This window comes from Sphingomonas sp. SP5, from assembly GCF_058313455.1.
Map to the genome: position 1 here is coordinate 126,301 of NZ_JBZFLF010000002.1, position 26,255 is coordinate 152,555.

Genomic DNA, 26,255 nt, shown 5'->3' on the forward strand with positions numbered 1-26,255 from the left:
GCCGTATTTCTATCCCGCCTCGCTGGCTCCAGCACCGACCCTGGCACACGCCAGCGTCGCCGCGTCGATTGCGGTGGCGGCGCCGGGGAGGGGGTAGACGTCGGCGAAGGGGCGGCCTCCTGCGGCGACGGCCTCGACGCTCATGCTGCGGGCGGAGCGCAGCGCGGCAACGATGGCGCGGTCGCTGGGGGCGTCGGCGGCCCAGGCGTCGAGGCCGTTGGCGACCAGTTCGAAGCGCCGTTCGCCCACGGTCAGCGTCACCGGCGCGGCGCGGTCGCGCGGGCGTGAGAGGCGGATGTGCAGCGAGGCGGCGAGGCCGCGGCCCGGCCAGGTCGCGACGCTGGCCCAGCCGGAGCGGCGCCCGCCGGCCATGACCGGCCGGGCGATGGCATAGCAGCGGCGCGGGCTCGCATCACGAAATGCGCCCCAGCTCTTGAAGACGCCGAGCGTCGCGCGCGCGCCGGGTGCCGCCGGCGCAGGCGCGGCCAGCGCCAGTGCCGCGGCCAGCCACGCCGTCACGCCGGCCCGCCGCCGGTGCCGCGGTGGATCACCGTCTCCACGCCGCGCTCGATCATCACCAGCGACCCTTGCGGCAGCCCGGCGGCGATCGGCGCGCCCCATTCAGGATGGGGAGGCGTGCCCGTCATCACGCCGCGCAACACCCGGCTGGAGATGCCGTGCATGATGACGAGGCGATCGCCGTCATCGTCCGCGGTGTCCGCCAGCCAGCCCGACACGCGGCTGGCGATGGCGCGATAATCCTCGCCATCCGGGGCGGGGCGGAGCAGCCCCTCCGGCGTCACCACGGGGCCGACCGCGTCGATCACCTCGGCATAATAGCGCCCGCCCCAGCTGCCCATGCCGATCTCGACGAGCCGCGGGTCGGTCTGCGTGCCGTGCCAGTCGCGTTCGAGATGTTCGGCGATCACCGCCAGCGTCTGGAGCGCCCGCCCGGTCGGCGAGGCCCAGAGCGTCAGCGCCGGTGCCGGCCCCAGGGTCGTGCGCAGCGCCCACCCCATCTCCTCGGCCTGGGCGAAGCCGGCGCGGGTGAGCGGGGTGTGCGGATGGTCGCCCTGTAGCCGCGCGGCGGCGTTGAACACCGTCTCGCCATGCCGGGCGATGAAGTCGCGGCCCTTGCGGAGGGGCGGGGCGGGCGGGGCGGGGGGCGGCGTCATCCGGCCGGTGTCGGGGCGCTGTGGCGCAAAAGCAACGGTTTTCCGTGTTTAGCTGAGGTTCATGCAACGCCGGCGCGCATCGACCATTGGAGCCGCACGCCCTGCCGTCGGGGTGTCAGTTACGGAGTTGCTTATGCGTACCCTCATTCTCGCCGCGCTCGCCGCCGGCACGCTCGCCACGCCCGCCCTCGCGCAGACCGCCGGCGCGCCCTTCACCGGCCTGCGCATCGAAGGCGTCGCCGGCTACGACGCGCTGCGCGACGGCCACGACAAGACCGACGGCTTCGTCTACGGCGGCGCGGTCGGCTATGACGTGCAGCTCAACAACCTGGTCGTCGGCGCCGAAGGCGAGCTGACCGGCTCGACCGCCGACACAAACACCAACAATCTCATCACGTCGGGCGACCGCTTCCGCGTCGGCATGGGCCGCGACCTGTATGTCGGCGCGCGCGTCGGCTTCCCGCTCAACCCGACCACCATGGCCTATGCCAAGGGCGGCTACACCAACGCCCGCGTCGAGACGCGTTACGACATCGGCACCACCAGCACGCGCGATCACACCGATCTCGACGGTTTCCGTCTCGGTGCCGGCCTGGAGCACCAGATCGGTGCGAGCACCTACATCAAGGGTGAATACCGCTATTCGAACTACGGCCGTGCCAACGGTTCGGTGAGCAGCTACGATATCGATGCCGACCGCCACCAGCTGGTGGCAGGCGTCGGAATGCGCTTCTGATCCTAACCAGCTGTTAACCGGAGTCGTCCGAGGGGTCGGGGTGCTTGCTCCGACCCCTTTTTCGTGGGTAGGACTGTCGGTGAACACGCCCCGGACTCGGGGGACGGGGGTTAGAATCCATGAAGGCGACGATCGAACGCGCAACGCTCCTCAAGGGGCTGAGCCATGTCCAGTCCGTGGTGGAGCGGCGCAATACCATTCCGATCCTGTCGAACGTGTTGCTGGAGGCGACCGCCGAGGGGCAGCTGCGGCTGATGGCGACGGACCTCGACCTGCAGATCAACGAATCGGTCGCGGCGGCGGTCGATCAGCCGGGCTCCACCACCGTGTCGGCGCACACGCTGTTCGACATCGCGAGGAAACTGCCCGACGGCAGCCAGGTGCAGCTGACCGCGGCGGAAGGGCGGATGACCATCGTCGCCGGGCGCGCGCGCTTCAGCCTCGGCACGCTGCCGCGTGACGACTTCCCGGTCATTGCCGAGGGCGAGCTGCCGACGCAGTTCGAGATCCCGGCCGACACGCTGAAGCAGATCATCGACAAGACGCGTTTCGCCATTTCGACCGAGGAAACCCGCTATTACCTCAACGGCATCTTCCTCCACGTGCAGGACGACGCCAGCGAACCGACGCTGAAGGCGGCGGCGACCGACGGCCACCGCCTCGCCCGCGTCACGCTGCCGCGGCCGGAAGGCGCGGCGGGGATGCCCGATGTGATCGTGCCGCGCAAATGCGTCGGCGAATTGCGCAAGCTGCTCGACGAGGTCGACGGATCGGTCGGCGTGTCGCTGTCGGGCACCAAGATCCGCTTCGACCTGGGCCAGGCGATCCTCACCAGCAAGCTGATCGACGGCACCTTCCCCGATTATTCGCGCGTCATCCCGACCGCAAACGACAAGATCCTGAAGCTCGATCCGCGCAGCTTCGAAGAGGGCGTCGACCGCGTGTCGACGATCGCGACGGAAAAGACCCGCGCGGTGAAGATGGCACTGGATCGCGACAAGATCACGCTGTCGGTGACCAGCCCCGAAAACGGCACCGCCGCCGAAGAGGTGCCGGGCGATTATGCCGCCATGCCGTTCGAAATCGGCTTCAACAGCCGCTACCTGCTCGACATCCTCGGCCAGATCGACGGCGACGTGGTGGAGGTCCACCTCAACGACGCCGCCGCGCCAACCCTGATCCGCGAGAACGACAAGGCGCCGGCGCTGTACGTGCTGATGCCGATGCGCGTCTGACGGGGAGGGGGCTGGCGCCGCGGTGGCTGGCCTCTTTGCTATGGCAAAAGGCGCGGCCTGTAGGACCGCACGCGATTCATGGTTCGGCGAGAGCGTGTCGAAGCGCCTGAGTCTCACCTGTGCTTCGACAGGCTCAGCACGAGCGGGTTAGGGTGCTGTCGTCGTTGGAGTGTCGCGCGCACTCAGTCCGCCCGTCTTGGAGTGCCGAGCGACCACACTGGGCCGATTTTAGAGCCTCATGCGATCACACTTGATCCGCTTTGGAGTCTCGAGCGATGACACTTGACCCGCTTTGGAGCATCGAGCAGTTACCCGTGACCCGTTTGCCCTGAGCTTGTCGAAGGGCACCTCGCCACCAGCGGACCGCCCGTCGAAACGCGGCCCTCCGCCCCATGCAGCATGAACGGCACGCGCGTCATTCGCCCGTAGACGTCAGTCCTTCAGCACGCAGGGCTTGATCGCCTCCGGCTCCGGCCGCGGGCCGACGGCCTGGAAGGTTGCCATATAGCCGCCGGCCGAGGGCATGTCGGTCATCGCGACCTGGCGATACCCTACCGCCTCGAACTCGCAGCGCAGCAGGGCTGGCGGCGTGCCGTGGTTCTGCGTCTGCCGGTTGGCGTCGACCACGACCACCAGTCCGTCGGGCTTCAGCGAGGGGCGCATCCGCCAGAGGAATTCGTAGGGCTGCGCGATCTCGTGGTACATATGCACCATCAGCACCCGGTCGAAGCTTGCCGGCGGCAGCTTGGGATCGGCCGGCGCGCCAAGGCGTACCGAGACGTTCTCCAGGTCCTCGCGCGCGACGCGTTCGGCCAGCGTGTCGCGGACTCCGGCGACGATGTCCTCCGCCAGCACCCGGCCGGTCTTGCCGACGCGCTGGGCGAGACGGATGGTATAATAGCCTTCGCCCGCCCCGATGTCGGCGACGGTCATCCCCTTGGCGATGCCCGCCTTGTTCATCACCTCCGACGCTTCGTTGAGCCGGTCGCGCGCCTCTTCGTTAGACCAGCGCGACGAGACGATATGCGCGACCGGGCGATCGGCGGCGGGAAACTGCGGCGGCTTCTCGTCGCGCTTGATGAGCGGCTTGGACCCGTCGCACGCGCTCGCCCCGAGCGTCAGCCCGGCGCAGGCGGCAAGGGAGAGGGCCCGGACGAGTCTCAATCGACGTCCTCCACCTCGACCTTTTCGCCGGTCACCCGCTGCGACAGCGCCGCCGCCATGAACGGATCGAGCGCGCCGTCGAGCACGTCGCCGGGCGCCGTCGAGGTCGTGCCGGTGCGCAGGTCCTTCACCAGCTGATACGGCTGGAGGACGTAGGAGCGGATCTGGTGGCCCCAACCGATATCGGTCTTGGTCGCGTTCTCGGCGTTGGCGGCCTGTTCGCGAATCGCGAGTTCGCGCTCGTACAGGCGTGCGCGCAGCTGGTTGTACGCCTCCGCCTTGTTCTTGTGCTGCGACCGCTGGTTCTGGCACTGCACGACGATGCCGGTCGGTATGTGGGTGATGCGAACGGCCGAATCGGTGGTGTTGATGTGCTGCCCGCCGGCGCCCGACGCACGATAGGTATCGATGCGCAGGTCGCTCTCGTTATATTCGACCTCGATATTGTCGTCGATCACCGGATAGACCCACACGCTCGAGAAGCTGGTGTGGCGGCGGGCGGCGCTGTCGTAGGGGCTGATGCGGACCAGCCGGTGGACGCCGCTTTCGGTCTTGGCATAGCCATAGGCGTTCTCGCCCTTAACCAGCAGCGTCGCCGACTTGATCCCGGCCTGTTCGCCGGCGTGATAGTCGATCAGTTCGACCTTCATGCCGCGGCGCTCCGCCCAGCGCGTGTACATGCGCTGCAGCATGCCCGCCCAGTCCTGGCTCTCGGTGCCGCCGGCGCCGGAGTTGATCTCGATATAGGTGTCGTTGGCGTCGGCCTCGCCGGCGAGCAGCGCCTGGATCTTGTCGTGATCGGCCTTTTGCGCGAGCGCGGCGAGCGCCTCGACGCCCTCCGCCTCCATCGCGGTGTCGCCTTCGGCCTCGGCCATCTCGATCAGTTCGACGGTGTCGTCGAGTTCCGACTGGATCGCGCGGGTCGCGGTGATCGCCTCATCCAGGCGACGACGCTCGCGCATGACCTCCTGCGCGGCCTTGGGATCGTTCCACAGCGCCTGGTCCTCGACCCGGGCGTTGAGCTCGTCGAGACGGCGGAGCGCACGGTCCCAATCGAGGAACCGGCGCAGCAGCGCCAGCGCCTCTTTGATGCTGTCGACGTGGGACTGCGCTTCGGCGCGCATCGTATATTCTCCAAAGTGTCCGTCATGCCGGCGAAGGCCGGCATCTCGAGCCGCAAGGGCGGGCTTGGCGGCGAAAGATGCCAGCTTGGCGCTGGCATGACGTATGTAGGGACGGCGCTAGTAGATTCCGCCTTCCCTTTGCAAGAAGTCGCTGTCGCGCGGTGCCTGCGTCGGCTTGGCGGCAGTGGTGGGCGCGGCGGCCGGCGCCGGGCCGCGGCGGATCGCGCGGCGCGGCTCGCTCTGCGGCTTGAACGCTTCCCAGATCACCGCGGCCTTGGGATCGGTATCCGTGGGGAAGGTGCCGTAGACCGGCCGTCCGCTGCCGCGATCGATCCGCACCATGCGGATGCCGGCGGGCGCGCGGAACGGCACCTTCTCCAGCCCCTCATAGGCCTTGACCGCGAATTCCTTGAAGATCGGCGCCGCGAAGGTGCCGCCCTGCGCATAGCCGCCGAGGTTCGAGGGCGTGTCGTAACCGACGTAGAGGCCGCCGATGAACTGCGGCGTGCCGCCGATGAACCACACGTCGGTCGGGCCGGTGGTGGTGCCCGTCTTGCCCATCATCGGCCGGTCGAGATCGCGCAGCACGGTGGCGGTGCCGCGCTGGATGACGCCTTCGGTGATGTGCACCATCTGGTAGGCGGTCATCGCGTCGATCGCCTGGCGGGTGCGGTCGCCGGGGCGGGGCATCGCCTTACCGTTCCAGTCGCGCGCGTTGCAGCCGTCGCAAGCGCGCCAGTTCTCCGGCAGGATAACCTTGCCGTGGCGGTCCTGCACGAAGTCGATCAGCGTCGGCGCATGGGCACGGCCCTGGTTGGCGAGCGTCGCATAGGCGTTGACCATGCGGGTGACGGTGGTGACGCCGGCGCCGAGCGCATTGGCGAGATAGGGCTGATAGTCGCCGACGCCCATGCGCTTCATCACGTCGACCACCTTGGGCATGCCGGTGGTGGCGGCGGCGCGGACGGTCATCAGGTTGCGCGACTGTTCGATCCCCCAGCGCATCGTATGCGGCCCGGCGCCGCGCGAGCCGCCGAAATTGCGGAAGCATTTGTTGCCCAGGCGAGCGCCCTGATAGACGCAGAACGGACCGTCGATGATGATCGAGGCGGGCGACATGCCGTTTTCAAGCGCGGCGGAATAGACGATCGGCTTGATCGTCGACCCCGGCTGGCGCAGTGCCTGCGTCGCACGGTTGAACGCCTGCAACCGGCTGTCGAAGCCGCCCTGCATCGCCAGGATGCGCCCGGTCGCCGGCTCCTCGACGACGAAGCCGCCGGAGATCTTGGGCACCGAACGCAGCGCATAGGCATCGCCCTCGGGCGCGACCGCGATGACGTCGCCCGGCTTGATCGCCGCAAAGGCGGTGCCGCCCTTGCCCCGCACCGGCATCTGCGCGCCCCAGCGCGGCAGCGTGCCGGTCTTGCCGTCGGCGAAGCCCAGGCTCCAGGCGCTGCCGTCGCGCCCGATGACGATGGCGGCACGCCAGTCGCTGTAGTCGAGCCCGATGTTGGTGTTGAGCAGCGGCTGCAGCCAATTGCCGTTACCAGTAGAATCGGCACCTAGGTCGACGCGGCGCAACGGGCCGGACCAGCCACGGCCGCGATCGTAGCGCAACAGGCCATCGCGCAGCGCCTGCGCCGCGAGGTCCTGCAATCGCGTGTCAAGGCTGGTCCGTACCCAAAGCCCGCCGGCATAGACGCTGTACGGCCCGTCGCGATCGGTTTCGCCGAACTTGTCGATCAGCTGGCGGCGCACCTCTTCGACGAAATAGCCGCCGACCCGCTCGAACTTGGGCGTCCGCCGCAGGATCGTGCCGAGCGGTTCCGCGACCGCCTGATCGTGCTGCGCTTGCGTGATGAAGCCGTTGCGCAGCATCTCGCCGAGCACATAGTTGCGCCGCGTCATCGCGCGATCGGCATGGCGGACGGGATCGTAGTTCGACGGCCCCTTGGGCAGGATGGCGAGATAGGCGAGCTGGGCAAGATCGAGCTCGTCCAGTTCCTTGTCGAAATAGGCGTGGCTCGCCGCCTCGACGCCGAACGCGTTGCGGCCGAGCGCGATCTGGTTGAGGTACAGCTCCAGGATCTGCGGCTTGGTCAGCGTATCCTCGATCTTATAGGCGAGGATCGCCTCCTTCAATTTGCGCGTCGGCGAATATTCGTTGCCGATCAGCAGGTTCTTGGCGACCTGCTGGGTGATGGTCGATCCGCCCTTGGCGCGGCGGCCACTGCCGAACTTGCGAACGTAATCGATCACCGCGCCGCCGAGGCCCGGATAGTCGACGCCGTGGTGCTCGAAGAAGGTCTTGTCCTCGGCCGCCAGGAAGGCGCGGACCAGCAGCGGCGGATATTCGGAGAAGGACAGCTCGACGCGCCGCTCGCGGGCATAGGACTGGATCGGCGTGCCGTCGGCGCCGCGCACGTTGGTCGGCAGCGGCGGTTCGTAGGTACGCAGTTGATCGACCGAGGGGAGGCCGCGCAGGATCGTCAGCCACAGAACCGCATAGGCGATGGCGGCGAGCACGGCGAGGATCGCCAGCCCCTTCACCCACCACCGCCCCCACGCGCGCCGGGCAAGGCCGCGGACGCCACCGCGCTCGCGGAAGACGGTGAAACGGGTGGTGCGGGGTGCTTCGGACGCCATGATACTGGGGGCTGCGTGTAGCAGGTTCGGGCGCGGTTGCCAGCCTCAGCCCCCGATCGCGACCGGCAAAATCCTCCCCGGCACGGGGAGGTGGCGCCGCGCAGCGGCGACGGAGGCGGGCTTCGGCACGGGACTCGCTCGTGGAAAGCCCCCTCCACCAGCTCCGCTGGTCCCCCTCCCCGTGCCGGGGAGGAATTGCGGGTTCAATCGCCGTTCACCCGCCGCGCCCTACCGCCGGGCGCATGTGCGCTCGTTTGCCCGTGACCTTCTCCCGTCCCGCCCCTATGATCCCCCGGTGCCTGCCATGAAGCGCCTCCTCGTCGTTGCCGCCGCCTCGATCCTGCTCGCCGCGCAGCCGGCGCAGGCGCAGTCGATCCTGCGCGATGCGGAAACGGAGGCGATGTTCTCCGACATGTCGGTGCCGCTGGTGAAGGCGGCGGGGCTGTCGCCGCGCGACGTCAAGGTCGTGCTGATCAACGACGATTCGATCAACGCCTTCGTCGCCGGCGGGCAGACGGTGTACGTCCATTCGGGGCTGCTCCAGGCGGCGGCGAACGCCAACCAGGTGCAGGGCGTCATCGCGCACGAACTGGGCCACGTCGCCGACGGTCACGTCGTGCTGGCCGATGCGGGCATCAAGCCGGCGATGAACATCACCCTGCTGTCGATGGTGCTGGGGCTTGCCGCCGTGGCGGCGGGGGCGGGCGAGGCGGGGGCGGGGCTGATGGCGCTCGGCCAATCCGCCGGCATGGGCAAGTATCTGGCGTTCAGCCGCACCCAGGAATCCTCCGCCGACGCGGCGGGCGCGCGCTTCCTCAACACCGCCGGCATCACCGGCAAGGGGATGCTGAGCTTCTTTCGCGTGTTGCAGCAGCAGGAATATCGCTACGGCGTCGAGAATATCGATCCGTTCATGCAGACGCACCCGCTGTCGGGCGAGCGCATCCAGCACCTGTCCGCGGTGCTGCAGGAATCGCCGGCGTGGAACAAGCCGTCCGACCCGGCACTGGAGGAGCGTTTCCGCCGGGTGAAGGCGAAGCTGGAGGGTTATGTGATGAGCCCGGAGCGCACGCTGAAGGATTATCCGGAAACCGACACCAGCCTCTACGGCCATTATGCGCGCGCCTACGCCTTCCACAAGGCGGGCTATCCGGCCAAGGCGGATGCCGAATCGCTGGCGCTCATCAAGGCGAAGCCGGACGATCCCTATTTCCAGGAAATCCGCGGCCAGATCCTGCTGGAAGCCGGGCGGCCGACGGATGCGCTTGGCCCCCTGCGTGCCGCGACCGAGGGATCGCGCAACAATCCGCTGATCGCCACCACCTTCGGCCACGCGCTGATCGCGACGGAGGACAAGGCCAATTATCCCGAGGCGATCCGCGTGCTGCGCGTCGCCACCGGGCGCGACGACGACAATCCCTTCGCCTGGTATCAGCTCGGCACCGCCTATGAACTGACCGGCGATACCGCACGCGCCGCGCTCGCCACCGCCGAACGCGCGAGCATGCAGGGCGACCAGCGTACGGCGGCACAGAGCGCCCGCTATGCGCTCGCCAACATTCCCGCCAACACGCCGGACTGGATCCGCGCACAGGATATCGTCATGGCCGCGCAGAACGACATGGAAGACAATCCCAAGAAGTACAAGAAACGGTGAGCCGCCTCACCCTGCCGCTGATCGCGGCGCTGGGCGCCGTGATCGGCGCCGGCGCCGTCTGGAGCTACGACCGCTTCGCCGCACCCGCTGGCGCCGATCGCGTCAGGATCGAGCGGGTGGTCCACGACTATATGCTCGCCCATCCCGAAATCCTGCCGCAGGCGATGCAGCGCCTGCAGGAGCAGCAGTCCGGGCAGGCGGTAGCGGCCAATCGGCAGGCGATCGAAACGCCGTTCGGCAGCGCCTGGGCGGGCAATCCCAAGGGCGACGTCACGCTGGTCGAATATTTCGATTACAATTGCGGCTATTGTCGTGCGTCGCTGCCGCTGATCGCCGACCTGCTGAAACGCGATCCCAAGCTGCGCATCGTCTATCGCGACCTGCCGATCCTATCGGATGAAAGCCGCATCGCCGCCCGCGCCAGTCTGGCGGCGGCGCAGCAAGGCAAATTCCAGGCGTTCCACGATGCGCTTTATGCCGGCGGGCCGGTAAGCGAGGCATCGATCGCCGCCGCCGCCGCGAAGGCCGGCGTCTCGCTCGCCACGATCGACGTTGCCAAGCTCGATGCCGAGATCGCCAAGAACATGGCGGTCGCGGCGAAGCTGGGGATGAACGGCACGCCCAGCTGGGTGGTCGGCGATCGCGTGCTGTCGGGCGCGCTGCCGATCGAGGAGATAGAAAGCGCGATCACGGCGGCGCGGGCGGGGTAGGGCGCGCGTTCCTCACATCCAGCCTGTATCGCGCAGGCTGACGAACCCGTCGCCCGCGACGATCAGATGGTCGACCAGCGTCAGTCCGACCGCCTCCGCGACGCGGGTCAGCGCGCGGGTATAGGCAAGGTCGGCGGCGCTGGGTTCGGGCAAACCGCTCGGGTGGCCATGCCCCAGCACCAGCGCCGCCGCGTCCAGCCGCAACGCCTCGCCGATGATCGTGCGCAGCGGCGGTGCGACCGCGGTGGCGCTGCCGGCGAAATCGGAGCGGCCGAGATAGCTCCATTCCGGATCGAGATAGAGCACGCGTGCCCGCTCCACTCCATCGTGCGCCAGATCGGCGAACATCGCCGCCGCCTCGCGCGGGCCGGTGATGCGGGGAAGGGCGGGGGATGCGGTCACGTCCCGTTGTCGCCGGCCGCAGGACCGGGGGCACGCACGATCGCCGCCGTTTCGGAGCGACGCTTGGCGCGGCGCATGCGAGCGGCTAGGCCGTCACGGATGCGTCAATATCTCGACCTCATGGACCGCGTGCTGACCAGCGGTGCCGAGCAGATGGACCGTACCGGCACCGGCACGCTGTCCGTTTTCGGCGCGCAGATGCGATTCGATCTTGCTCAGGGCTTTCCGGTGCTCACCACCAAGAAGCTGCATCTGCGCTCGATCATCATCGAATTGCTGTGGTTCCTGCGCGGCGACACCAATGTGGGCTGGTTGCAGGACCGGCGGGTGAGCATCTGGGACGAATGGGCGGACGAGGGCGGCGACCTCGGCCCCGTCTACGGCAAGCAGTGGCGGGACTGGGAAACCGCCGACGGGCGCCATATCGACCAGATCAAGGAACTGATCGAACAGATCCGCACGCAGCCCGCCTCGCGCCGCCAGATCGTGTCCGCCTGGAACCCCGGCGACCTCCACGCGATGGCGCTGGCGCCATGCCATTGCCTGTTCCAGACGCATGTCGCGAACGGCCGGCTGTCGCTGCAACTCTACCAGCGGTCGGCCGATATCTTCCTGGGCGTGCCGTTCAACATCGCCAGCTATGCGCTGCTGACCCACATGCTGGCGCAGCAATGCGGGCTGGAGGTCGGCGAGTTCGTCTGGACCGGCGGCGATTGCCACCTCTACAGCAACCATCTCGACCAGGCGCGGATGCAGCTGATGCGCCAGCCGGGGCCGCTGCCGCGACTGGAGATCCTCCGCCAACCGCCGGCGATCGACGCCTATGAATATGAGGATTTCGTCCTCCACGATTACGAGGCGCAGCCGCATATCAAGGCCGCCGTGGCGATATGATCAGCTTCCATCTCGCCCGCGCCGCCAATGGCGTCATCGGCCGGGATGGGCAGCTGCCGTGGCGGCTGCCCGCCGATCTCAAGCGCTTCAAGGCGCAGACGATGGGCCGGCCGATGGTGATGGGCCGCAAGACCTTCGACAGCTTTCCCGCGCCGCTGCCGGGCCGCCGCCACATCGTGCTGACCCGCGATGCCGGCTGGTCGGCGGCGGGTGCGGAGGTGGCGCACACCCCCGAACAGGCGCTGGCGCTGGCGGGAGACGACGTTGCGGTGATCGGCGGCGCGGAGGTGTTCGCGCTGTTCAGGGCCGACCGGATCGAGCTGACCGAGGTGCATGGCGACTATCAGGGCGACGCGATCGTCCCGCCCTTCACCGGCTATCGCGAGATCACGCGGGAGGATCATCCCGCAGAGGGAGAGCGGCCGGCGTATAGTTTCGTGACGTTGGTGAGGATCTAAATTCCTCCCCTGCGAGGGGAGGTGGCGCGGCGAAGCCGTGACGGAGGGGAGGACAGGGTGGAGCATCGTTGCGAAGGACATCGCTTACCTCCCCCTCCGTCAGCGCTGGCGCGCTGCCACCTCCCCCTGGCGGGGGAGGCATGAAGGTGCGGCGCTGGCTCCTGATCCTCACCGCGGCGCTCGTCCTCGCCGGCATCGGCTTCTTCGGCATCGCCCCGATCCTCGTCGAGCGATCGATGAACCGCGTCGTGCCGGTGTCCATCCGGGTCACCCCGCGCGCCGCGGCGCTGCACCGCCGCCTCGCCATCGCCGACATGCACGCCGACACCCTGCTGTGGCGGCGCGACCTGCTCGCCGCCGGCACGCGTGGCCAGGTCGACCTGCCGCGGCTGGAGACGGGCAACGTCGCGCTCCAGGTCTTCTCTTCGGTCACCAAGACGCCCAAGCACCAGAATTACGACGCCAACGGTGGCGACACCGACAATATCACGTTGCTGACCATCGCCCAGCTGCAACCGCCGGGGACCTGGACCTCGCTGCTCCAGCGTTCGCTCTGGCATGCCGAGAAGCTGCACCGCGCTGCTGCCGATTCGTCCGGCCGCTTGCGTGTCGTCGCCAGTGCCGGCGACCTCGACCGCCTGCTTGCCGACCGCGCGCGTCGCCCGGCGCGGCCGGTCGGTGCGATGCTGTCGGTCGAGGGGTTGCAGGATCTCGAAGGCGATATCGGCAATCTCGACCGGCTCTACGCCGCCGGTTTCCGCATGGCGGGCATGGCCCATTTCTTCGACACAGATGTGGCCGGATCGATGCACGGCCTCGCCAAGGGCGGCCTGACCCCGCTCGGGCGGCAGGTGATCGCGCGGATGGAGGCCAAGGGCATGATCGTCGACGTGGCGCATGCCAGCCACGCCGCCGTTGCCGATGTCCTGCGCGTCGCGCGTCGCCCGGTCGTCTCCAGCCACGGCGGCGTGCAGGCGACGTGCCGGGTCAACCGCAACCTGACCGATGGCGAGATCCGCGGCATCGGGCGCACCGGCGGGGTGATCGGCATCGGTTATTGGGATGCCGCGATCTGCTCGACCACGCCGGCGGCAGTGGCCCGCGCGATCGCGCATGTCCGCGATGTCGCCGGCATCGACCATGTCGGCCTGGGCTCCGACTTCGATGGCGCGGTGACCACCGGTTTCGATACCAGCCAGCTGGCGGGGATCACCCAGGCGCTGCTCGACCGGGGCTTTTCCGATGCGGACGTCGCCAAGGTGATGGGCGGCAACGTGCTGCGGGTGCTGCGCGCCGGGCTCCAGCCCGCTGTTGCTCCGGCGCTGCGCCAGCCCTAAGGCGCAGGGCGATGGAGCGGCTGGACGGCGGCTCGGCGGTGCCGCGCGATCTCGCCGGCGGGATCGTCGCGCTCGGCAATTTCGATGGATTCCACCTCGGGCACCAAGCGGTGGTCGGGCATGCGGTGGCGCGTGCGCGTGCCGCGGGGCGGCCGGCGCTGGTCGCGACCTTCGATCCGCATCCCGTCCGGCATTTCCGCCCCGATGCCGCGCCGTTCCGGCTGACCACGCTCGATCAGCGGGCGGCGCTGTTCGCCGCCGCCGGCGTGGATGCGATGGTCGTCTTCCAGTTCGACGGCGACCTTGCCCGGCTGTCGGCGGAGCGGTTCATCGCCGAGCGGCTGCACGCCAACCTGTCAGCCGCCGGCGTGGTGACCGGCGAGGATTTCACCTTCGGCCACGGCAAGAGCGGCGACGTCCGCCTGCTCGCGGCGCGTGGCGCGGCGCACGGCTTTACTGCCGAAACGGTGGCGCCGGTGACGCTGGATGGCGAGCCGGTGTCCTCCACCCGCATCCGCGATGCGCTGCGCCGCGGCGACCCGCGCACCGCGGCGCGGCTGCTCACCCGCCCGTTCGCGGTGCAGGGCGTCGTTCAGCATGGCGACAAGCTGGGCCGTACGATCGGCTATCCCACCGCCAATCTCGACATGGGCCAATATCTGCGCCCCGCCTACGGCATCTATGCCGTCACCGGGCGGCTGGCGGATGGCCGCATGCTGCACGGTGCGGCAAACCTCGGCATCCGCCCCACGTTCGATCCGCCCAAGGAATTGCTCGAACCCTATTTCTTCGACTTCACGGGCGACCTGTACGGCCAGCCGCTCGAGGTGGCGCTGATCGACTATCTGCGGCCCGAGGCGAAGTTCGACAGCCTCGATGCGCTGACGGCGCAGATGGCCCTCGATTGTGACCGCGCGAGGGACGTGCTGGGTGCGTTGTAAGCGACACGCATGCACGCTAAGCCCGCCCGACCTATGACCGACGCTTCCGATACCGCCAAGGACTGGCGCGACACCGTCTTCCTGCCGAAGACCGACTTCCCGATGAAGGCGGGCCTTGCCGCCAAGGAGCCGGCGATTCTGGAGCGCTGGGCGCGGATCGGCATCTACGACCGGTTGCGCGAGCAGCGGCGCGGGCGCGAGCTCTTCATCCTCCATGATGGGCCGCCGTATGCCAATGGCGACATCCACATGGGCCATGCGATGAACAAGGTGCTGAAGGACATCATCGTCCGCACCCAGTCGCTGATCGGCAAGGATGCGCCCTACGTCCCCGGCTGGGACTGCCACGGCCTGCCGATCGAATGGAAGGTCGAGGAGGCCTATCGCGCCAAGAAGCAGAACAAGGACGAGGTGCCGGTCGCGCAGTTCCGCGCCGAATGCCGCGCCTATGCCGATCGCTGGGTCGGCGTGCAGCGCGAACAGTTCCAGCGGCTGGGCGTGATGGGCGACTGGGCCGATCCCTACCTGACGATGAACTACGACGCCGAGGCGACGATCGTCGGCGAATTGCTCAAGTTCGCCGAGTCCGGCCAGCTCTATCGCGGCGCCAAGCCGGTGATGTGGTCACCGGTCGAGAAGACCGCGCTCGCCGAGGCGGAGGTTGAGTATGAGGACATCGTCTCGACCCAGATCGACGTCGGCTTCGAGGTCGCGACCGCGCCGGAGGCGGAGATTCTGGTCGGCGCGACTGCGGTGATCTGGACGACGACGCCCTGGACGATCCCGGTCAACCAGGCGCTCGCCTACAATCCGGCGCTCGATTACGTGCTGTTCGCGAGCGGTGGCCGGCGCTTCCTGGTCGAGGAGAATCTGCTCCCAGCCTTCACCAGGCGGACCGGCCTCAAGATGGAGGAATTCGTCGCGCTGGTGAAGGGCGCCGCACTGGAGGGCGCGACCGCGCGTCACCCGATGCATGGCCTTGGCGGCTTCTTCGCCCGGCCGCGTCCGTTCCTCCCCGGCGAGTTCGTCACCCGCGATGCCGGCACCGGCCTCGTCCACATGGCGCCCGACCACGGCGAGGACGACTTCCTGCTGTGCAAGGCGCACGGCCTCGAACCGGTGTTCGCGGTCGATGGCGCCGGTTTCTACCGCGCCGACTGGGGCTGGCTCGGCGGGCAGGGCAGCGTCATCAACAAGAAGTTCACCGCCGCCGACGGGCCGATCTGCACCGATCTGCGGGGTGTCGGCGCATTGCTGTCGGCATCGGACGATTTCGCGCACAGCTATCCCCATTCCTGGCGGTCGAAGGCGAAGGTGATCTTCCGCGCGACGCCGCAATGGTTCATCCCGATGGACCGACCGATCCTGCCCGAGGGCGAAGGCCAGTCGAACGGCGCGACGCTGCGCGAGACGGCATTGGACGCGATCGAGCACACCCGCTGGGTGCCGGAGCGCAGCCGCAACCGCATCCGCTCGATGGTGGAGGGGCGACCCGACTGGGTCATCAGCCGCCAGCGCGCCTGGGGCGTGCCGATCGCGCTCTACGTGCATCGCGAGACGGGCGAATATCTGAGCGATCCCGCGGTCAACGCGCGCATCGTCGACGCCTTTCGCCAGGGCGGGGCGGATGCCTGGTTCACCGCCGATCATCAGGCGCTGCTCGGCGCCGATCACGCGCTCGCCGACTACGAGCCGCAGAACGACATCCTCGACGTGTGGTTCGACAGCGGCTCGACCCACGTCTTCACCGTCGAGGCGCGGTACGGCGAGGACGTGCGTGCCAACCTGTATCTCGAAGGCAGCGACCAGCATCGCGGCTGGTTCCAGTCGTCCTTGCTCGAAAGCTGCGGCACGCGCGGCCGCGCGCCCTATGACGCGGTGCTGACCCACGGCTTCGCGCTCGACGGCCAGGGCCGTAAGATGTCGAAGAGCCTCGGCAACGTCGTCGATCCGTTGAAGGTGATCGGCGAAAGCGGCGCCGACATCCTCAGGATGTGGGTCGCCTCCACCGACTATTTCGACGATGTGCGCATCGGCAAGGAGGTGCTCGGCACCGCCAGCGACGGCTATCGCAAGCTCCGCAACACCTTCCGCTACCTGCTCGGCGCGCTCGACGGCTTCACCGATGCGGAGCGGGTCGAGGTGGAGGCGATGCCCGAACTCGAACGCTATGTGCTGACGCTGCTCGGCCAGCTCGACGTCGACCTGCGCGAGGCGGCGGACGCCTATGAACTCAACCGCTACCTGCGCCGCCTGACCGATTTCGCCAACGAGGACCTGTCGGCCTTCTTCTTCGATATCCGCAAGGATTCGCTCTATTGCGATGCCGCGGACGATCCCAAGCGGCGCGCCTATCGCACCGTGCTCGACGTGCTGTTCCACGCGCTCGTCCGCTATGCCGCACCGATCCTCTGCTTCACCGCGGAAGAGGTGTGGCAGGCGCGCTTCCCGAGCGAGGACGGGTCGGTGCACTTCCTCGAATGGCCGGACCTGCCCGCGCTGCCCGGCGACGATCCGGTCGGCACCGACTGGGCCGACGTGCGCCGCCTGCGTGCGAGCGTGACCGAGGCGATCGAGCCGCTGCGCCGCGCCAAGACGGTGCGCTCCAGCCTGGAGGCGGAGGTGAGCGTGCCGGCGATGCCGCTGTCCGCCGATGCGCTGGCCGAGACGTTCATCGTCGCGCGCGTGGCCAAGGGCGAGGAGGTGGCGGTGACCCGCACCGACTATCGCAAATGCGGCCGCTGCTGGCGGCATCTGCCCGAGGTGAGTGTCGACGGCGACCTGTGCGCGCGATGTGAAGGCGTGGTGGGTGAAGGCGTGGTGGGTGAAGGCGTGGTGGGCCATGCGTAAGCTTCCCGTCGCGGGGCTGGCTACTGCCGCCTTGCTCTTCCTCGCCGATCAATTGTCCAAGTTCGCGGTCACCGACGTGCTGCAACTGAACGAACTGACCGCCGAGCGGACGATCACGCCGTTCTTCAACCTGCGCTTCGTCGCCAACCACGGCATCTCGCTGGGGCTGCTCCACGCCGACAGCAATACCATGCGCTGGGCATTGGTGGCGATGACCGGTGCCATCGCGGTGGCGGTTGCGGTATGGATGACGCGGGAGAGCAACCGCGCCGACCGTATCGCGCTGGGCGCGATCCTGGGCGGCGCGCTCGGCAACATCGTCGACCGCGTGCGCTTCGGCTATGTGGTCGATTTCGCCGACCTGCATTTCGGCGACTGGCGCCCGTTCCTCGTCTTCAACGTCGCCGATGCGGCGATCACCCTCGGCGTGCTGGTGCTGCTTGTCCGCGCGCTCCTGATGCGCGACAAGCGCGACGTTCCCACGGAGAATCCCCATGCGTAAGTCAGTTCCGATTCTCGCCGGCCTCGCCTGCGTCGTCCTGCTCTCCGGTTGCGGCAAGCGTGGGTTCGACCGGGCGCGCCCCGATGAATTCGCCGTCGCGCGCCAGGCGCCGCTGGTGATCCCGCCCGATTACGCGCTGGTGCCGCCGCAGCCCGGCGCCGCCCGCCCGCAGGACAATGCCACCACCGCGCAGACGCTCGACGCGCTGTTCGGCAGCAACACGCAGCGTTCGGCGGCGGAGAACGGCGTGCTCAACCAGGCCGGCGGCGACAACGCCGATGCCGGCATCCGCTCCGCGGTCGGCGATCCCGACACCAATGTCGTCGACAAGGGCGCCACCACCCGCGACATCGTCGCCGCGCCGGAGAGCGATGGGCAGGACGCCAAGGCTTCGGCGACGAAGTAATAAAGTCCTCCCTCGGCACAGCCGGGGGAGGGGGGCCGTGGTGGAGGGGGCGTCGCCACAAGCACGACGTTTGTCGCTGACCTCCCCCTCCGACCGCCTGCGGCGGCCACCTCCCCCTGGCGGGGGAGGAATCAGGCGGCGCGGAACGCCGCCAGCCCCTGCTCCAGATCGGCGATCAGGTCGCCGGTGTCCTCCAGCCCGATCTGCAATCGCACCATCGGCCCGGCATAGTCGCGCTTCGTCGCCGTTCTGATCCGCGCCGGATCGGCGGGGATGGCGAGGCTTTCGAACCCGCCCCAGCTATAGCCGATGCCGAACAGGTCGAGCGCGTCGATCAGTGCCGCCCGCGCCGCCTCGCCGCCGCCGTTCAGGACGAAGGAGAAGAGCCCGCTCGACCCCTTGAAATCGCGCGCCCAATGTTCGTGGCCGGGGCAGGAGGGGAGTGCTGGATGCAGCACCTGCGCCACCTCCGGCCGATCCTGCAACCAGCGTGCGATGGCGAGCGCGCTGCGCTGGTGCTGGTCCAGCCGGATCGCCATGGTCCTGAGGCCGCGGCTGCCCAGCCAGCTGTCGTCGGGCGAGGCGACCTGCCCGAGCTGGAAGCTCACGTCGCGCAAGGGCGCGAAATGGCCCGGCGCGGCGGTGACCGATCCCAGCATCACGTCCGAATGGCCGACGACATATTTGGTCGCGGCAAGGATGGTGAGGTCGATGCCCTTCTCGATCGCCGGAAAGAACAGCGGCGTCGCCCAGGTATTGTCGAGCAGCGTCGTCAGCCCATGCGCCTTGGCGACCGCGACGATGGCGGGCACGTCCTGCACCTCGAAGGTGAGGCTGCCGGGGCTTTCGAGGAAGATCGCCTTGGTCGCCGGCCCGATCAGGTCGGCGATGCCGGCGCCGATCAGCGGATCGTAGAAGCGCGTGGTGATGCCGAACCGCTTCAACAGCTGCATTGCCTGCCCCCGCGTCGGGTCGTAGGCGCTGTCGACCAGCAGCAGTTCGTCGCCCGGCGACAGGACGGAGAGCAGCGCCGCCGCGATCGCCGCGACGCCGGAGGGATAGAGGAAGGTCGCCTCGGCCCCCGGCTCCAGGCTGGTCAGCGCGTCGGCGAGGCTCCACTGCGTCGGCGTGCCGCGGCGTCCGTAATAGAGGCGGTGGTGCGTGTCGGGGCGGGCGTTGGCACGCAGGTCGGCGATGCTGTCGTAGAGGATCGTCGAGGCGCGCCAGACCGGCGGGTTGACGATCCCGCCGGTCCATTCGGGGCGGCGACCGGCCTGGACGACGCGGGTGGCGTCGGCCAGCGGCCGGTCGGGCTTGGTGTCATGCGTCAACGGTTTCGCGCGCTCCCATGGCCTTGGGCGTCGAGCGATCCGCTCCCCATTCCGACCAGCTGCCGTCATAGATCGGCATCGCCTTGCCGACCAGATGCGCGCCGAAGGCGAGCACCGCGGCGGTGATCCCCGACCCGCAGGTGGCGACCATCGGCCGGTCGAGGTCGACGCCCGCATCTGCAAAGGCGCGGCGCAGCGCATCGCCCGTCTTCCACGTGCCGTCGGCGTTGAACAGCGCGCCCTGCGGCAGGTTGCGCGACCCCGGAATATGGCCGGCATGCGTCGCCGGACGTGGATCGGGCTCTTCGCCGTCGAAGCGCGCCTTCGAACGGGCATCGACCACCTGTTCGGCCTTGCTGTCGACGTTCGCCTTCATCTGGTCAAGCGTGCGGACATTCTTGGTATCCGCCCACACCGTGAAGTGGCGGTGGCGCAGGCTTTCCTTGCCGCTCACCGTCTCGCGCCCCTCCGCCTGCCATTTGGCGAGGCCACCGTCGAGGATCGCGACATCGTGCGCGCCGAAAGTCCGCAGCATCCACCATGCCCGCGCGGCGGTATGGTGCGGCGAATTGTCGTAGAGGACGATGCGGCTGCCGTCGCCCAGGCCCAGGCTCTGCATGCGGCTGGCGAACTTTTCCGCGCTCGGCAGCATCATCGGCAGGTCGCTGTCCGTGTCGCGCAAGTCGCCAAGGTTCATGAACACCGCGCCGGGGATATGCGCCGCCTCATATTCGGCGGCGGCATCGCGCGGTGCCTCACCGGGAAAATTGGCGAAATAGGTGGCATCGACGATCCTGAGATCGCTTGCGCCGTGTTGTTCGGCCAGCCATTCGGTCGTCACCAACGCGTCCATCACTCTCTCCATACGTTTACACGTGTTAGCCGGGCTACGACTGGGGAGGAGTGCCCGAAGCCTCAATAGCCATCTTTTGCTACGCTGTCGAGCCCCCGCAAGAAAGTTGCGGCTTGCGCCCGCGTTTGCTTGCGAGATTGCGCGGTTTGACGCGACCACGTACGATATGGCATGCGCAACCGCATGTTGTCGCCCAGCTTGCTCTCGTGGCGAGCGAGGAAGTCCCAATAGAGCGCGTTGAACGGGCAGGCATTCTCGCCGATGCGCTGCTTCACGTCGTATCGGCAATGGCTGCAATAATCGCTCATGCGGTCGATATAGGCGCCGGAGGACACGTACGGCTTCGATCCCAGCAACCCCCCGTCGCCGAACTGGCTCATGCCCAATGTGTTGGGCAATTCCACCCATTCATAGGCATCGACGTACACCTCCAGATACCAGCGGTGCACCTCGGCGGGGTCGGCGCCGATCAGCAAGGCGAAGTTCCCGGTTACCATCAGCCGCTGGATGTGGTGCGCATGCGCGGTGGCGAGCGTCTGGCCGATCGATTCCTTCAGGCAATGCATGTCGGTATCGCCGGTCCAGTACCAGCCGGGTAGCTTGCGGTCGTGGCGCAGGAAGTTGCGGGTCACATAGTCCGGCCCTTCGCGCCAATAGATGCCGCGCATATATTCGCGCCAGCCGATGATCTGGCGGATATAGCCTTCGACGGAATTGAGCGGCGCGCGGCCGGCACGATATTCCGCCTCCGCCCGCCGGCACAGGTCGACCGGATCGAGCAGCCCCGAATTGATGTACGGCGACAGGATCGAATGCCACAGGAAGCGTTCGCCGGTTAGCATCGCATCTTCGTAATCGCCGAACTGCGGCAGCGCCTTGGCGAGGAAATACGCCGCCTGTTTCTCCGCATCCGCGGCGGTGACCGCATAGGCGAACCCGTCGAGGCTGCCGGGATGATCGGCGAAGCGGGTCGCGACCAGCGCCAGCACCTCAAGCGTCGTGGCATCGGGTGGGAAGGCATGCGGGCGCGGCATGAACAGGTCGTTCTTCGCCGGTTTTCGGTTTTCCTTGTCGAAGTTCCAGCGATCGCCGACCGGCTTGGCGCCGTCCATCAGCAGGCCGGTCTTGCGCCGCATCTCGCGATAGAAATACTCCATCGTCAGCTGCTTGCGGCCATCGGCCCAGGCTTCGAACTCGGCATGGCTGGCAAGGAAGCGGTCGTCGGCGCGGATATCGACGGGGATGCCGAACAGCGTTTCCCAGCCCTCCAGCATCGCCGCGACGCGCCATTCGCCTGCTTCGGTGACGACGATGCGACCCGGCGCATGGCGCTGCACGGCGCGGGCGATCTCTCCGGTGAAGCTGCCGCTGTTGTCGGGATCGTCGAGCCGGACATAGTCCACGCTCCAGCCGGCCTGCGCCAGCGCCTCGGCATGATGGCGCATCGCCGACAGGATATAGGCGATCTTCTGCTTGTGATGGCGGACATAGGTCGTCTCCTCGGCGACCTCCATCATCAGCACCATCGTTTCGGCGGGATCGGCATCGCGCAGCGACGACAGCGACAGGCTGAGCTGATCGCCCAGAACGGGAACGAGCGTTTTCATCCGGTGTGCGACGTCCTACATGGCCGGGCATGACCCCCAAGCACCTCGGCCAGACCAGCCAGCTGCCCGCCTCTCCCGAAGAGGCGGTGCTCGATTATGTTCCCAACCCCCGCATCGGCACCACCTATCTGGTGCGCTTCGCGGTGCCGGAATTCACCTCGCTCTGCCCCGTCACCGGCCAGCCCGATTTCGCGCACCTCGTCCTCGACTATGTGCCGGGCGAGACGATCGTCGAATCGAAGTCGCTGAAGCTGTTCCTCGGCGCGTTCCGCAACCATGCCGCCTTCCACGAGGATTGTACGGTCGGCATCGGCCAGCGCCTGTTCGACGAGATGAAGCCGCGCTGGCTGCGCATCGGTGGCTATTGGTATCCCCGCGGCGGCATTCCGATCGACGTCTTCTGGCAATCGGGCATACCGCCCGCGGACCTGTGGTTGCCCGATCAGGGCGTTGCACCATACCGCGGCCGCGGTTGATCCAGATCAGCCCGATCGCGCCGGTTGCGGTGCAACATCAATGCAACCTTTTGTCCGATGGGCTGTTCATCCGCTGGTAAGATTGTGGCCCTGCCGCAATGTTGCACCAGCGAAGGACAACGGCATGGGTACGACGGCGGTAAACGGCGGTAGCATCGAACATCTCGCGATGATCGGTAACTTCCTGCCGCGCCAGTGCGGCCTCGCGACGTTCACGACCGACGTATGGCAGGCGATGCGCGATCGCTTTCCGGATGTGCAGGTCGACGTCTATGCGATGGACGATCATCCCGGCCGCTATGCCTATCCACCCGCGGTGACCGGCAGCATCCCCCAGCACGAACTGGCGGGATACCTGTCGACGGCCCGCGCGATCGAGGCGAGCGGCGCGCAGGCGATCTGGGTGCAGCACGAATATGGCATCTACGGAGGGCCGGCGGGCGAACACCTGCTGGCGCTGCTCGATCGCACCACGCTGCCGGTGATCGTGACGCTCCACACCGTGCTCGAAAAGCCGAACGCCGACGAGCGCCGCGTGCTCGAAGGGCTGCTGCGCCGCGCCGCCAAGGTGGTGGTGATGGCCGAACGCGGTCGCGATATCCTGCGCCGCGTCTATGGCGCCAATCCGCGCCAGATCGCGATGATCCCGCACGGCGTCCCCGACCGTCCCTTCGTCGATCCCGAGACGCTGAAGCCGCGCTTCGGCTGGCAGGGGCGCGACGTCGTGCTGACCTTCGGCCTGCTCGCTCCCGGCAAGGGGATCGAGACGATCATCGAGGCGCTGCCCGCCGTCGTCGATCGCCATCCGGATATGCTCTACGTCGTGCTGGGCGCGACCCATCCCAATCTCGTCGCGCACGAGGGCGAGGCATATCGCGACCGGTTGAAGGCGCTGGCCGAGACGCTGGGCGTCGGCGGCAACGTCGCCTTCATCGACGGGTTCGTCGAGCATGACGAGCTGCTCGACTATCTCCAGGCGGCGGATATCTATGCGACGCCGTATCTCAACCCGGCGCAGATCACGTCGGGCACGCTGTCTTACGCGGTCGGCGTCGGCAAGGCAGTCATCTCCACCCCCTATGTGCATGCGACCGAGATCCTGGCCGATGGCCATGGCGTGCTCGTCGATTTCCGCGATGTCGCCGCGTTCAGTCGTGAGATCGACCGGCTGCTGTCGAGCGCGCGTGATCGTTCGCGGCTGGCACAGCGGGCCTATGACCGCGGCCGCACGATGATCTGGCCGCGCCTCGCCGAGGCGGCGCTCCATGAAACCGAGGTCGCCGTGGCCGCCCGCCCCAGGCGGATTACCCAGAATCAACAGGCGGTTCGCGCATTGAAACCCAATTTTGCCGCAGTCGAGCGGATGAGCGATGCCACCGGCATGCTCCAGCATTCGATCTATTCGGTGCCCGATCGTCGTCACGGCTATTGCATCGACGACAATGCTCGTGCGCTGATGCTGATGAGTGCGATGGACGATCTCGATCCCGTCGAGCGGGACAAGTGGACGACCATCTACGCCTCGTTCATGCAATATGCCTGGAACCCGGATGCGCGGCGTTTCCGCAACTTCATGAACTTCGACCGGACGTGGTGCGAAGACGTGGGGTCGGAGGATTCGAACGGCCGCGCGATCTGGGCGCTCGGCGTCACCGCGCGTGACGGCAAGGACCCCAAGCACCGCGACTGGGCACGCGCGATGTTCGACGCCACCGCCAGCATGGCGCTGGACCTCGGCTCGCTGCGCGCGCAATCCTTCGCGATGCTCGGTGCGGCTGCCATGTTGCAGGCCTCGCCCGGCCACGACCTTGCGCGTTCGATCCTGGAGCGGTTCCCCGACGACCAGCTGGCGCTGCTCGCCGAGGCGCGGCGCCCGGAATGGCAGTGGTTCGAGATCGTGCTCGCCTATGACAACGCGCGCCTGCCGCAGGCGCTGATCGTCGCCGGCAGCGCGCTGGGGCGCAAGGACCTGATCGATTGCGGCCTCCAGACGCTCGACTGGATCGTCGCCAAGCAGACTTCGCCTGAGGGGCGGTTCCGCGCGGTCGGCACCGAAAGCTTCCACCGTCCCTATGCCGAGCCCCTGCAGTTCGACCAGCAGCCGTTGGAGGCGCAGGCGACCGTCGATGCCTGCATCGCCGCCTATCACGCGACGGGCGAGGCACGCTGGGTGGCGGAGGCGGAGCGCGCCTATGCCTGGTATCTCGGCCAGAACGATCTCGACCTGCCGCTCGCCAGCCCGGCCGATGGCGGCTGTTTCGACGGCCTGATGCCGACCGGCCTCAACCGCAATCAGGGCGCCGAGTCGATTTTGGCGCTGCAACTCGCCTCATGTGCGATTTCGGGGCTTTCAAAGTCTGCCCAAGGCGTGGCAGGGACATCGCGCGCCGTCGCCTGATTGCAGCAGCGACGGCCTCGTAGACGACCGACCGACGAGGCTTCAACCGCGATGGACCTGTTCAACCACCGCTTGCGGCTTCATGCCGATCCGTCCCGCGTCGTCGTCCGGCCGTTCCACATCGCGTGGGGCGGTAAGGGCGGCGCACCCAATCGCACCGAACGCCTGGTGGGCGAAGTGCTGGAGATGTCCGCCGTAGAGGCGCGCGACCAGCTGGAGATCGTGCTCAAGGATTTCGAGGCGCGGCACTGGCAGACGCGCCGCGTCTTCATGACCCGCTACGAAGAGATCGAGGAACTGCTCGGCCTTGACGGGCGCGATATCGGCGATGAGAAGCGGCAGCTGATCGGCGCCTATTTCTGCCACGAATACAGCTATGCCGCCGCGGCGCTGATGAACCCCAGCGCGGTGCCGCATTTCGACCAGACCGGCATGCCCGAAGGATCGATGCGCATCCTGATGAGCCTGCGATCGGTGGGTGAGGGGCACATCTCGTCCGTCGCTTTCCGCGAAGGCATCATCACGCAGGGCAACGAGTTGAAGCTCGCGCCCGAGCCGCCCTTCGCCACCGCGACCGACGTGATCGGCGAGGGCGAGGAGATCCCGGAAGGGCCGGTCACCGTGTGGCGGCATCGCGATTCGACGCTGTCGGGTACCGTCATCTTCCCGATCACCCAGGCCCAGTCCAAGGGGCTGGAGGATCTGCGCATCGTCCACTTCCGCCATGACGACGGCAGCTACGAATGGATCGGCACCTATACCGCCTATAACGGCTCGGTGATCCAGTCGGAGCTGATGCGCACCCGCGACTTCCGCGCCTTCGACCTCGTGCCGATGTCCGGTCCCGCCGCCCGCAACAAGGGCATGGCGCTGTTCCCGCGCAAGGTCGCCGGGCAGTATATGATGATCGGCCGGCAGGACGGCGAAAACCTGTTCCTGCTGAAATCGGACAGCCTCGAGCATTGGGACGAGGGCGAGAAGATCCTCACCCCGGTCTTCCCGTGGGAATTGGTGCAGATCGGCAATTGCGGCCCGCCCATCGAGCTGGAGGAAGGCTGGCTGCTGCTGACCCACGGCGTCGGCGCGATGCGCAAATATTCGATCGGCGCCGCGCTGCTCGACAAGGACGATCCCTCCAGGGTGATCGGCCGCACGCGCGAACCGATCCTGGCCGCCAAGGACCAAGACCGCGAAGGCTATGTGCCCAACGTCGTCTACAGCTGCGGCGCGATCCGCCACGGCGACACGTTGTTCCTGCCCTATGGCATCGCGGACAGTTCGGTCGGCTTCGCGTTCGTCAGGATCAGGGACCTGCTGGCCGCGATGGTGTGATCGAAAGACCGAGCGGCGGGT

General features: G+C 67.8%; 23 protein-coding genes. 14 read left to right on the forward strand and 9 right to left on the reverse strand.

What is annotated here, in order from left to right; translation table 11 throughout:
• Window positions 1–9 precede the first annotated feature (9 nt).
• Together AC4GY7_RS04375 and AC4GY7_RS04380 are read right to left on the reverse strand one after the other, a co-directional pair.
• On the reverse strand, window positions 10–519 hold the full coding sequence (locus tag AC4GY7_RS04375; RefSeq protein WP_491112178.1) for a hypothetical protein: 510 nt from the start codon (window positions 517–519) through the stop codon (window positions 10–12).
• Entirely contained in the window at window positions 516–1,175 is a 660-nt protein-coding gene (locus tag AC4GY7_RS04380; protein WP_491112179.1) for a histidine phosphatase family protein, read from the reverse strand. The genes AC4GY7_RS04375 and AC4GY7_RS04380 overlap by 4 nt, the downstream gene beginning before the upstream one ends.
• Before the next feature lie 133 nt (window positions 1,176–1,308).
• Here AC4GY7_RS04380 and AC4GY7_RS04385 point away from each other — a divergent pair, with 133 nt between their 5' ends.
• Together AC4GY7_RS04385 and dnaN are read left to right on the forward strand one after the other, a co-directional pair.
• Window positions 1,309–1,911 (forward strand): outer membrane protein, encoded by a 603-nt coding sequence (locus tag AC4GY7_RS04385; protein ID WP_491112180.1) that lies wholly within the window; start codon window positions 1,309–1,311, stop codon window positions 1,909–1,911.
• Between the two features lie 119 nt (window positions 1,912–2,030).
• On the forward strand, window positions 2,031–3,146 hold the full coding sequence (gene dnaN / locus AC4GY7_RS04390) for a DNA polymerase III subunit beta (RefSeq protein ID WP_491112181.1): 1,116 nt from the start codon (window positions 2,031–2,033) through the stop codon (window positions 3,144–3,146).
• A 432-nt stretch (window positions 3,147–3,578) separates the two neighbouring features.
• On the opposite strand, the gene AC4GY7_RS04395 is transcribed toward dnaN, so the two are convergent.
• From AC4GY7_RS04395 to AC4GY7_RS04405, 3 genes are all read right to left on the reverse strand, one after another.
• A complete protein-coding gene (locus tag AC4GY7_RS04395) occupies window positions 3,579–4,310 on the reverse strand; it encodes a class I SAM-dependent methyltransferase (RefSeq protein ID WP_443584979.1) in 732 nt (243 codons plus the stop codon).
• Window positions 4,307–5,434 (reverse strand): peptide chain release factor 2, encoded by a 1,128-nt coding sequence (prfB, locus tag AC4GY7_RS04400; RefSeq protein WP_491112182.1) that lies wholly within the window; start codon window positions 5,432–5,434, stop codon window positions 4,307–4,309. The genes AC4GY7_RS04395 and prfB overlap by 4 nt, the downstream gene beginning before the upstream one ends.
• A gap of 117 nt (window positions 5,435–5,551) precedes the next feature.
• A complete protein-coding gene (locus AC4GY7_RS04405; protein ID WP_491112183.1) occupies window positions 5,552–8,080 on the reverse strand; it encodes a penicillin-binding protein 1A in 2,529 nt (842 codons plus the stop codon).
• Window positions 8,081–8,384: 304 nt separating this feature from the next.
• On the opposite strand from AC4GY7_RS04405, the gene AC4GY7_RS04410 reads away from it, so the two are divergent.
• Together AC4GY7_RS04410 and AC4GY7_RS04415 are read left to right on the forward strand one after the other, a co-directional pair.
• On the forward strand, window positions 8,385–9,737 hold the full coding sequence (locus AC4GY7_RS04410; protein ID WP_491112184.1) for a M48 family metalloprotease: 1,353 nt from the start codon (window positions 8,385–8,387) through the stop codon (window positions 9,735–9,737).
• Complete coding sequence (locus AC4GY7_RS04415; protein ID WP_491112185.1) at window positions 9,734–10,447, forward strand: DsbA family protein; 714 nt, start codon at window positions 9,734–9,736, stop codon at window positions 10,445–10,447. The genes AC4GY7_RS04410 and AC4GY7_RS04415 overlap by 4 nt, the downstream gene beginning before the upstream one ends.
• 12 nt (window positions 10,448–10,459) lie before the next feature.
• On the opposite strand, the gene AC4GY7_RS04420 is transcribed toward AC4GY7_RS04415, so the two are convergent.
• The gene (locus tag AC4GY7_RS04420; RefSeq protein ID WP_491112186.1) at window positions 10,460–10,849 is read right to left on the reverse strand and encodes a JAB domain-containing protein; all 390 of its coding nucleotides are present in this window, start codon (window positions 10,847–10,849) and stop codon (window positions 10,460–10,462) included.
• 99 nt (window positions 10,850–10,948) lie between these two features.
• On the opposite strand from AC4GY7_RS04420, the gene AC4GY7_RS04425 reads away from it, so the two are divergent.
• From AC4GY7_RS04425 to AC4GY7_RS04455, 7 genes are all read left to right on the forward strand, one after another.
• Window positions 10,949–11,743, forward strand: coding sequence for a thymidylate synthase (locus AC4GY7_RS04425; protein WP_491112187.1), 795 nt, complete (start codon window positions 10,949–10,951; stop codon window positions 11,741–11,743).
• Window positions 11,740–12,201, forward strand: coding sequence for a dihydrofolate reductase (locus AC4GY7_RS04430; protein ID WP_491112188.1), 462 nt, complete (start codon window positions 11,740–11,742; stop codon window positions 12,199–12,201). Before AC4GY7_RS04425 ends, AC4GY7_RS04430 begins: the two co-directional genes overlap by 4 nt.
• 146 nt (window positions 12,202–12,347) lie before the next feature.
• Window positions 12,348–13,538, forward strand: a complete 1,191-nt coding sequence (locus AC4GY7_RS04435; protein ID WP_491112189.1) for a dipeptidase — start codon at window positions 12,348–12,350, stop codon at window positions 13,536–13,538.
• A gap of 11 nt (window positions 13,539–13,549) precedes the next feature.
• Complete coding sequence (locus AC4GY7_RS04440) at window positions 13,550–14,479, forward strand: bifunctional riboflavin kinase/FAD synthetase (RefSeq protein WP_491112190.1); 930 nt, start codon at window positions 13,550–13,552, stop codon at window positions 14,477–14,479.
• Window positions 14,480–14,512: 33 nt separating this feature from the next.
• Window positions 14,513–17,329, forward strand: coding sequence for an isoleucine--tRNA ligase (gene ileS / locus AC4GY7_RS04445; RefSeq protein WP_491112191.1), 2,817 nt, complete (start codon window positions 14,513–14,515; stop codon window positions 17,327–17,329).
• Window positions 17,322–17,831 (forward strand): signal peptidase II, encoded by a 510-nt coding sequence (lspA, locus tag AC4GY7_RS04450; RefSeq protein WP_443584990.1) that lies wholly within the window; start codon window positions 17,322–17,324, stop codon window positions 17,829–17,831. The genes ileS and lspA overlap by 8 nt, the downstream gene beginning before the upstream one ends.
• Window positions 17,824–18,237: a DUF3035 domain-containing protein gene (locus AC4GY7_RS04455; protein ID WP_443584991.1), complete on the forward strand. Its 414-nt coding sequence runs from the start codon at window positions 17,824–17,826 to the stop codon at window positions 18,235–18,237. The genes lspA and AC4GY7_RS04455 overlap by 8 nt, the downstream gene beginning before the upstream one ends.
• A 131-nt stretch (window positions 18,238–18,368) precedes the next feature.
• On the opposite strand, the gene metC is transcribed toward AC4GY7_RS04455, so the two are convergent.
• From metC to AC4GY7_RS04470, 3 genes are all read right to left on the reverse strand, one after another.
• Window positions 18,369–19,568 carry a cystathionine beta-lyase gene (gene metC / locus AC4GY7_RS04460; RefSeq protein ID WP_491112192.1) on the reverse strand — a complete coding sequence of 400 codons (1,200 nt, stop codon included), beginning with the start codon at window positions 19,566–19,568 and terminating at the stop codon, window positions 18,369–18,371.
• Window positions 19,558–20,421 (reverse strand): 3-mercaptopyruvate sulfurtransferase, encoded by an 864-nt coding sequence (gene sseA / locus AC4GY7_RS04465; RefSeq protein ID WP_491112193.1) that lies wholly within the window; start codon window positions 20,419–20,421, stop codon window positions 19,558–19,560. Before sseA ends, metC begins: the two co-directional genes overlap by 11 nt.
• A 62-nt stretch (window positions 20,422–20,483) precedes the next feature.
• Window positions 20,484–22,028: a cryptochrome/photolyase family protein gene (locus tag AC4GY7_RS04470; RefSeq protein WP_491112194.1), complete on the reverse strand. Its 1,545-nt coding sequence runs from the start codon at window positions 22,026–22,028 to the stop codon at window positions 20,484–20,486.
• Window positions 22,029–22,057: 29 nt separating this feature from the next.
• Here AC4GY7_RS04470 and queF point away from each other — a divergent pair, with 29 nt between their 5' ends.
• From queF to AC4GY7_RS04485, 3 genes are all read left to right on the forward strand, one after another.
• Window positions 22,058–22,504 carry a preQ(1) synthase gene (gene queF, locus AC4GY7_RS04475; RefSeq protein ID WP_491112195.1) on the forward strand — a complete coding sequence of 149 codons (447 nt, stop codon included), beginning with the start codon at window positions 22,058–22,060 and terminating at the stop codon, window positions 22,502–22,504.
• A 124-nt stretch (window positions 22,505–22,628) separates the two neighbouring features.
• The gene (locus AC4GY7_RS04480) at window positions 22,629–24,902 is read left to right on the forward strand and encodes a glycosyltransferase family 4 protein (RefSeq protein ID WP_491112196.1); all 2,274 of its coding nucleotides are present in this window, start codon (window positions 22,629–22,631) and stop codon (window positions 24,900–24,902) included.
• 51 nt (window positions 24,903–24,953) lie between these two features.
• Window positions 24,954–26,234 (forward strand): glycoside hydrolase family 130 protein, encoded by a 1,281-nt coding sequence (locus tag AC4GY7_RS04485; protein WP_491112197.1) that lies wholly within the window; start codon window positions 24,954–24,956, stop codon window positions 26,232–26,234.
• Window positions 26,235–26,255 lie beyond the last annotated feature (21 nt).

What these genes read in the sequence shown, in the direction of transcription:
- AC4GY7_RS04470 (WP_491112194.1), bottom strand. Translation starts at nt 22,028, where the DNA reads ATGAAAACGCTCGTTCCCGTTCTGGGCGATCAGCTCAGCCTGTCGCTG.
- prfB (WP_491112182.1), bottom strand. Translation starts at nt 5,434, where the DNA reads ATGCGCGCCGAAGCGCAGTCCCACGTCGACAGCATCAAAGAGGCGCTG.
- AC4GY7_RS04425 (WP_491112187.1), top strand. Translation starts at nt 10,949, where the DNA reads ATGCGTCAATATCTCGACCTCATGGACCGCGTGCTGACCAGCGGTGCC.
- dnaN (WP_491112181.1), top strand. Translation starts at nt 2,031, where the DNA reads ATGAAGGCGACGATCGAACGCGCAACGCTCCTCAAGGGGCTGAGCCAT.
- AC4GY7_RS04480 (WP_491112196.1), top strand. Translation starts at nt 22,629, where the DNA reads ATGGGTACGACGGCGGTAAACGGCGGTAGCATCGAACATCTCGCGATG.
- AC4GY7_RS04410 (WP_491112184.1), top strand. Translation starts at nt 8,385, where the DNA reads ATGAAGCGCCTCCTCGTCGTTGCCGCCGCCTCGATCCTGCTCGCCGCG.
- AC4GY7_RS04405 (WP_491112183.1), bottom strand. Translation starts at nt 8,080, where the DNA reads ATGGCGTCCGAAGCACCCCGCACCACCCGTTTCACCGTCTTCCGCGAG.
- AC4GY7_RS04455 (WP_443584991.1), top strand. Translation starts at nt 17,824, where the DNA reads ATGCGTAAGTCAGTTCCGATTCTCGCCGGCCTCGCCTGCGTCGTCCTG.
- AC4GY7_RS04485 (WP_491112197.1), top strand. Translation starts at nt 24,954, where the DNA reads ATGGACCTGTTCAACCACCGCTTGCGGCTTCATGCCGATCCGTCCCGC.
- sseA (WP_491112193.1), bottom strand. Translation starts at nt 20,421, where the DNA reads ATGGACGCGTTGGTGACGACCGAATGGCTGGCCGAACAACACGGCGCA.
- queF (WP_491112195.1), top strand. Translation starts at nt 22,058, where the DNA reads ATGACCCCCAAGCACCTCGGCCAGACCAGCCAGCTGCCCGCCTCTCCC.
- ileS (WP_491112191.1), top strand. Translation starts at nt 14,513, where the DNA reads ATGACCGACGCTTCCGATACCGCCAAGGACTGGCGCGACACCGTCTTC.
- lspA (WP_443584990.1), top strand. Translation starts at nt 17,322, where the DNA reads ATGCGTAAGCTTCCCGTCGCGGGGCTGGCTACTGCCGCCTTGCTCTTC.
- AC4GY7_RS04380 (WP_491112179.1), bottom strand. Translation starts at nt 1,175, where the DNA reads ATGACGCCGCCCCCCGCCCCGCCCGCCCCGCCCCTCCGCAAGGGCCGC.
- AC4GY7_RS04440 (WP_491112190.1), top strand. Translation starts at nt 13,550, where the DNA reads ATGGAGCGGCTGGACGGCGGCTCGGCGGTGCCGCGCGATCTCGCCGGC.
- AC4GY7_RS04430 (WP_491112188.1), top strand. Translation starts at nt 11,740, where the DNA reads ATGATCAGCTTCCATCTCGCCCGCGCCGCCAATGGCGTCATCGGCCGG.
- AC4GY7_RS04385 (WP_491112180.1), top strand. Translation starts at nt 1,309, where the DNA reads ATGCGTACCCTCATTCTCGCCGCGCTCGCCGCCGGCACGCTCGCCACG.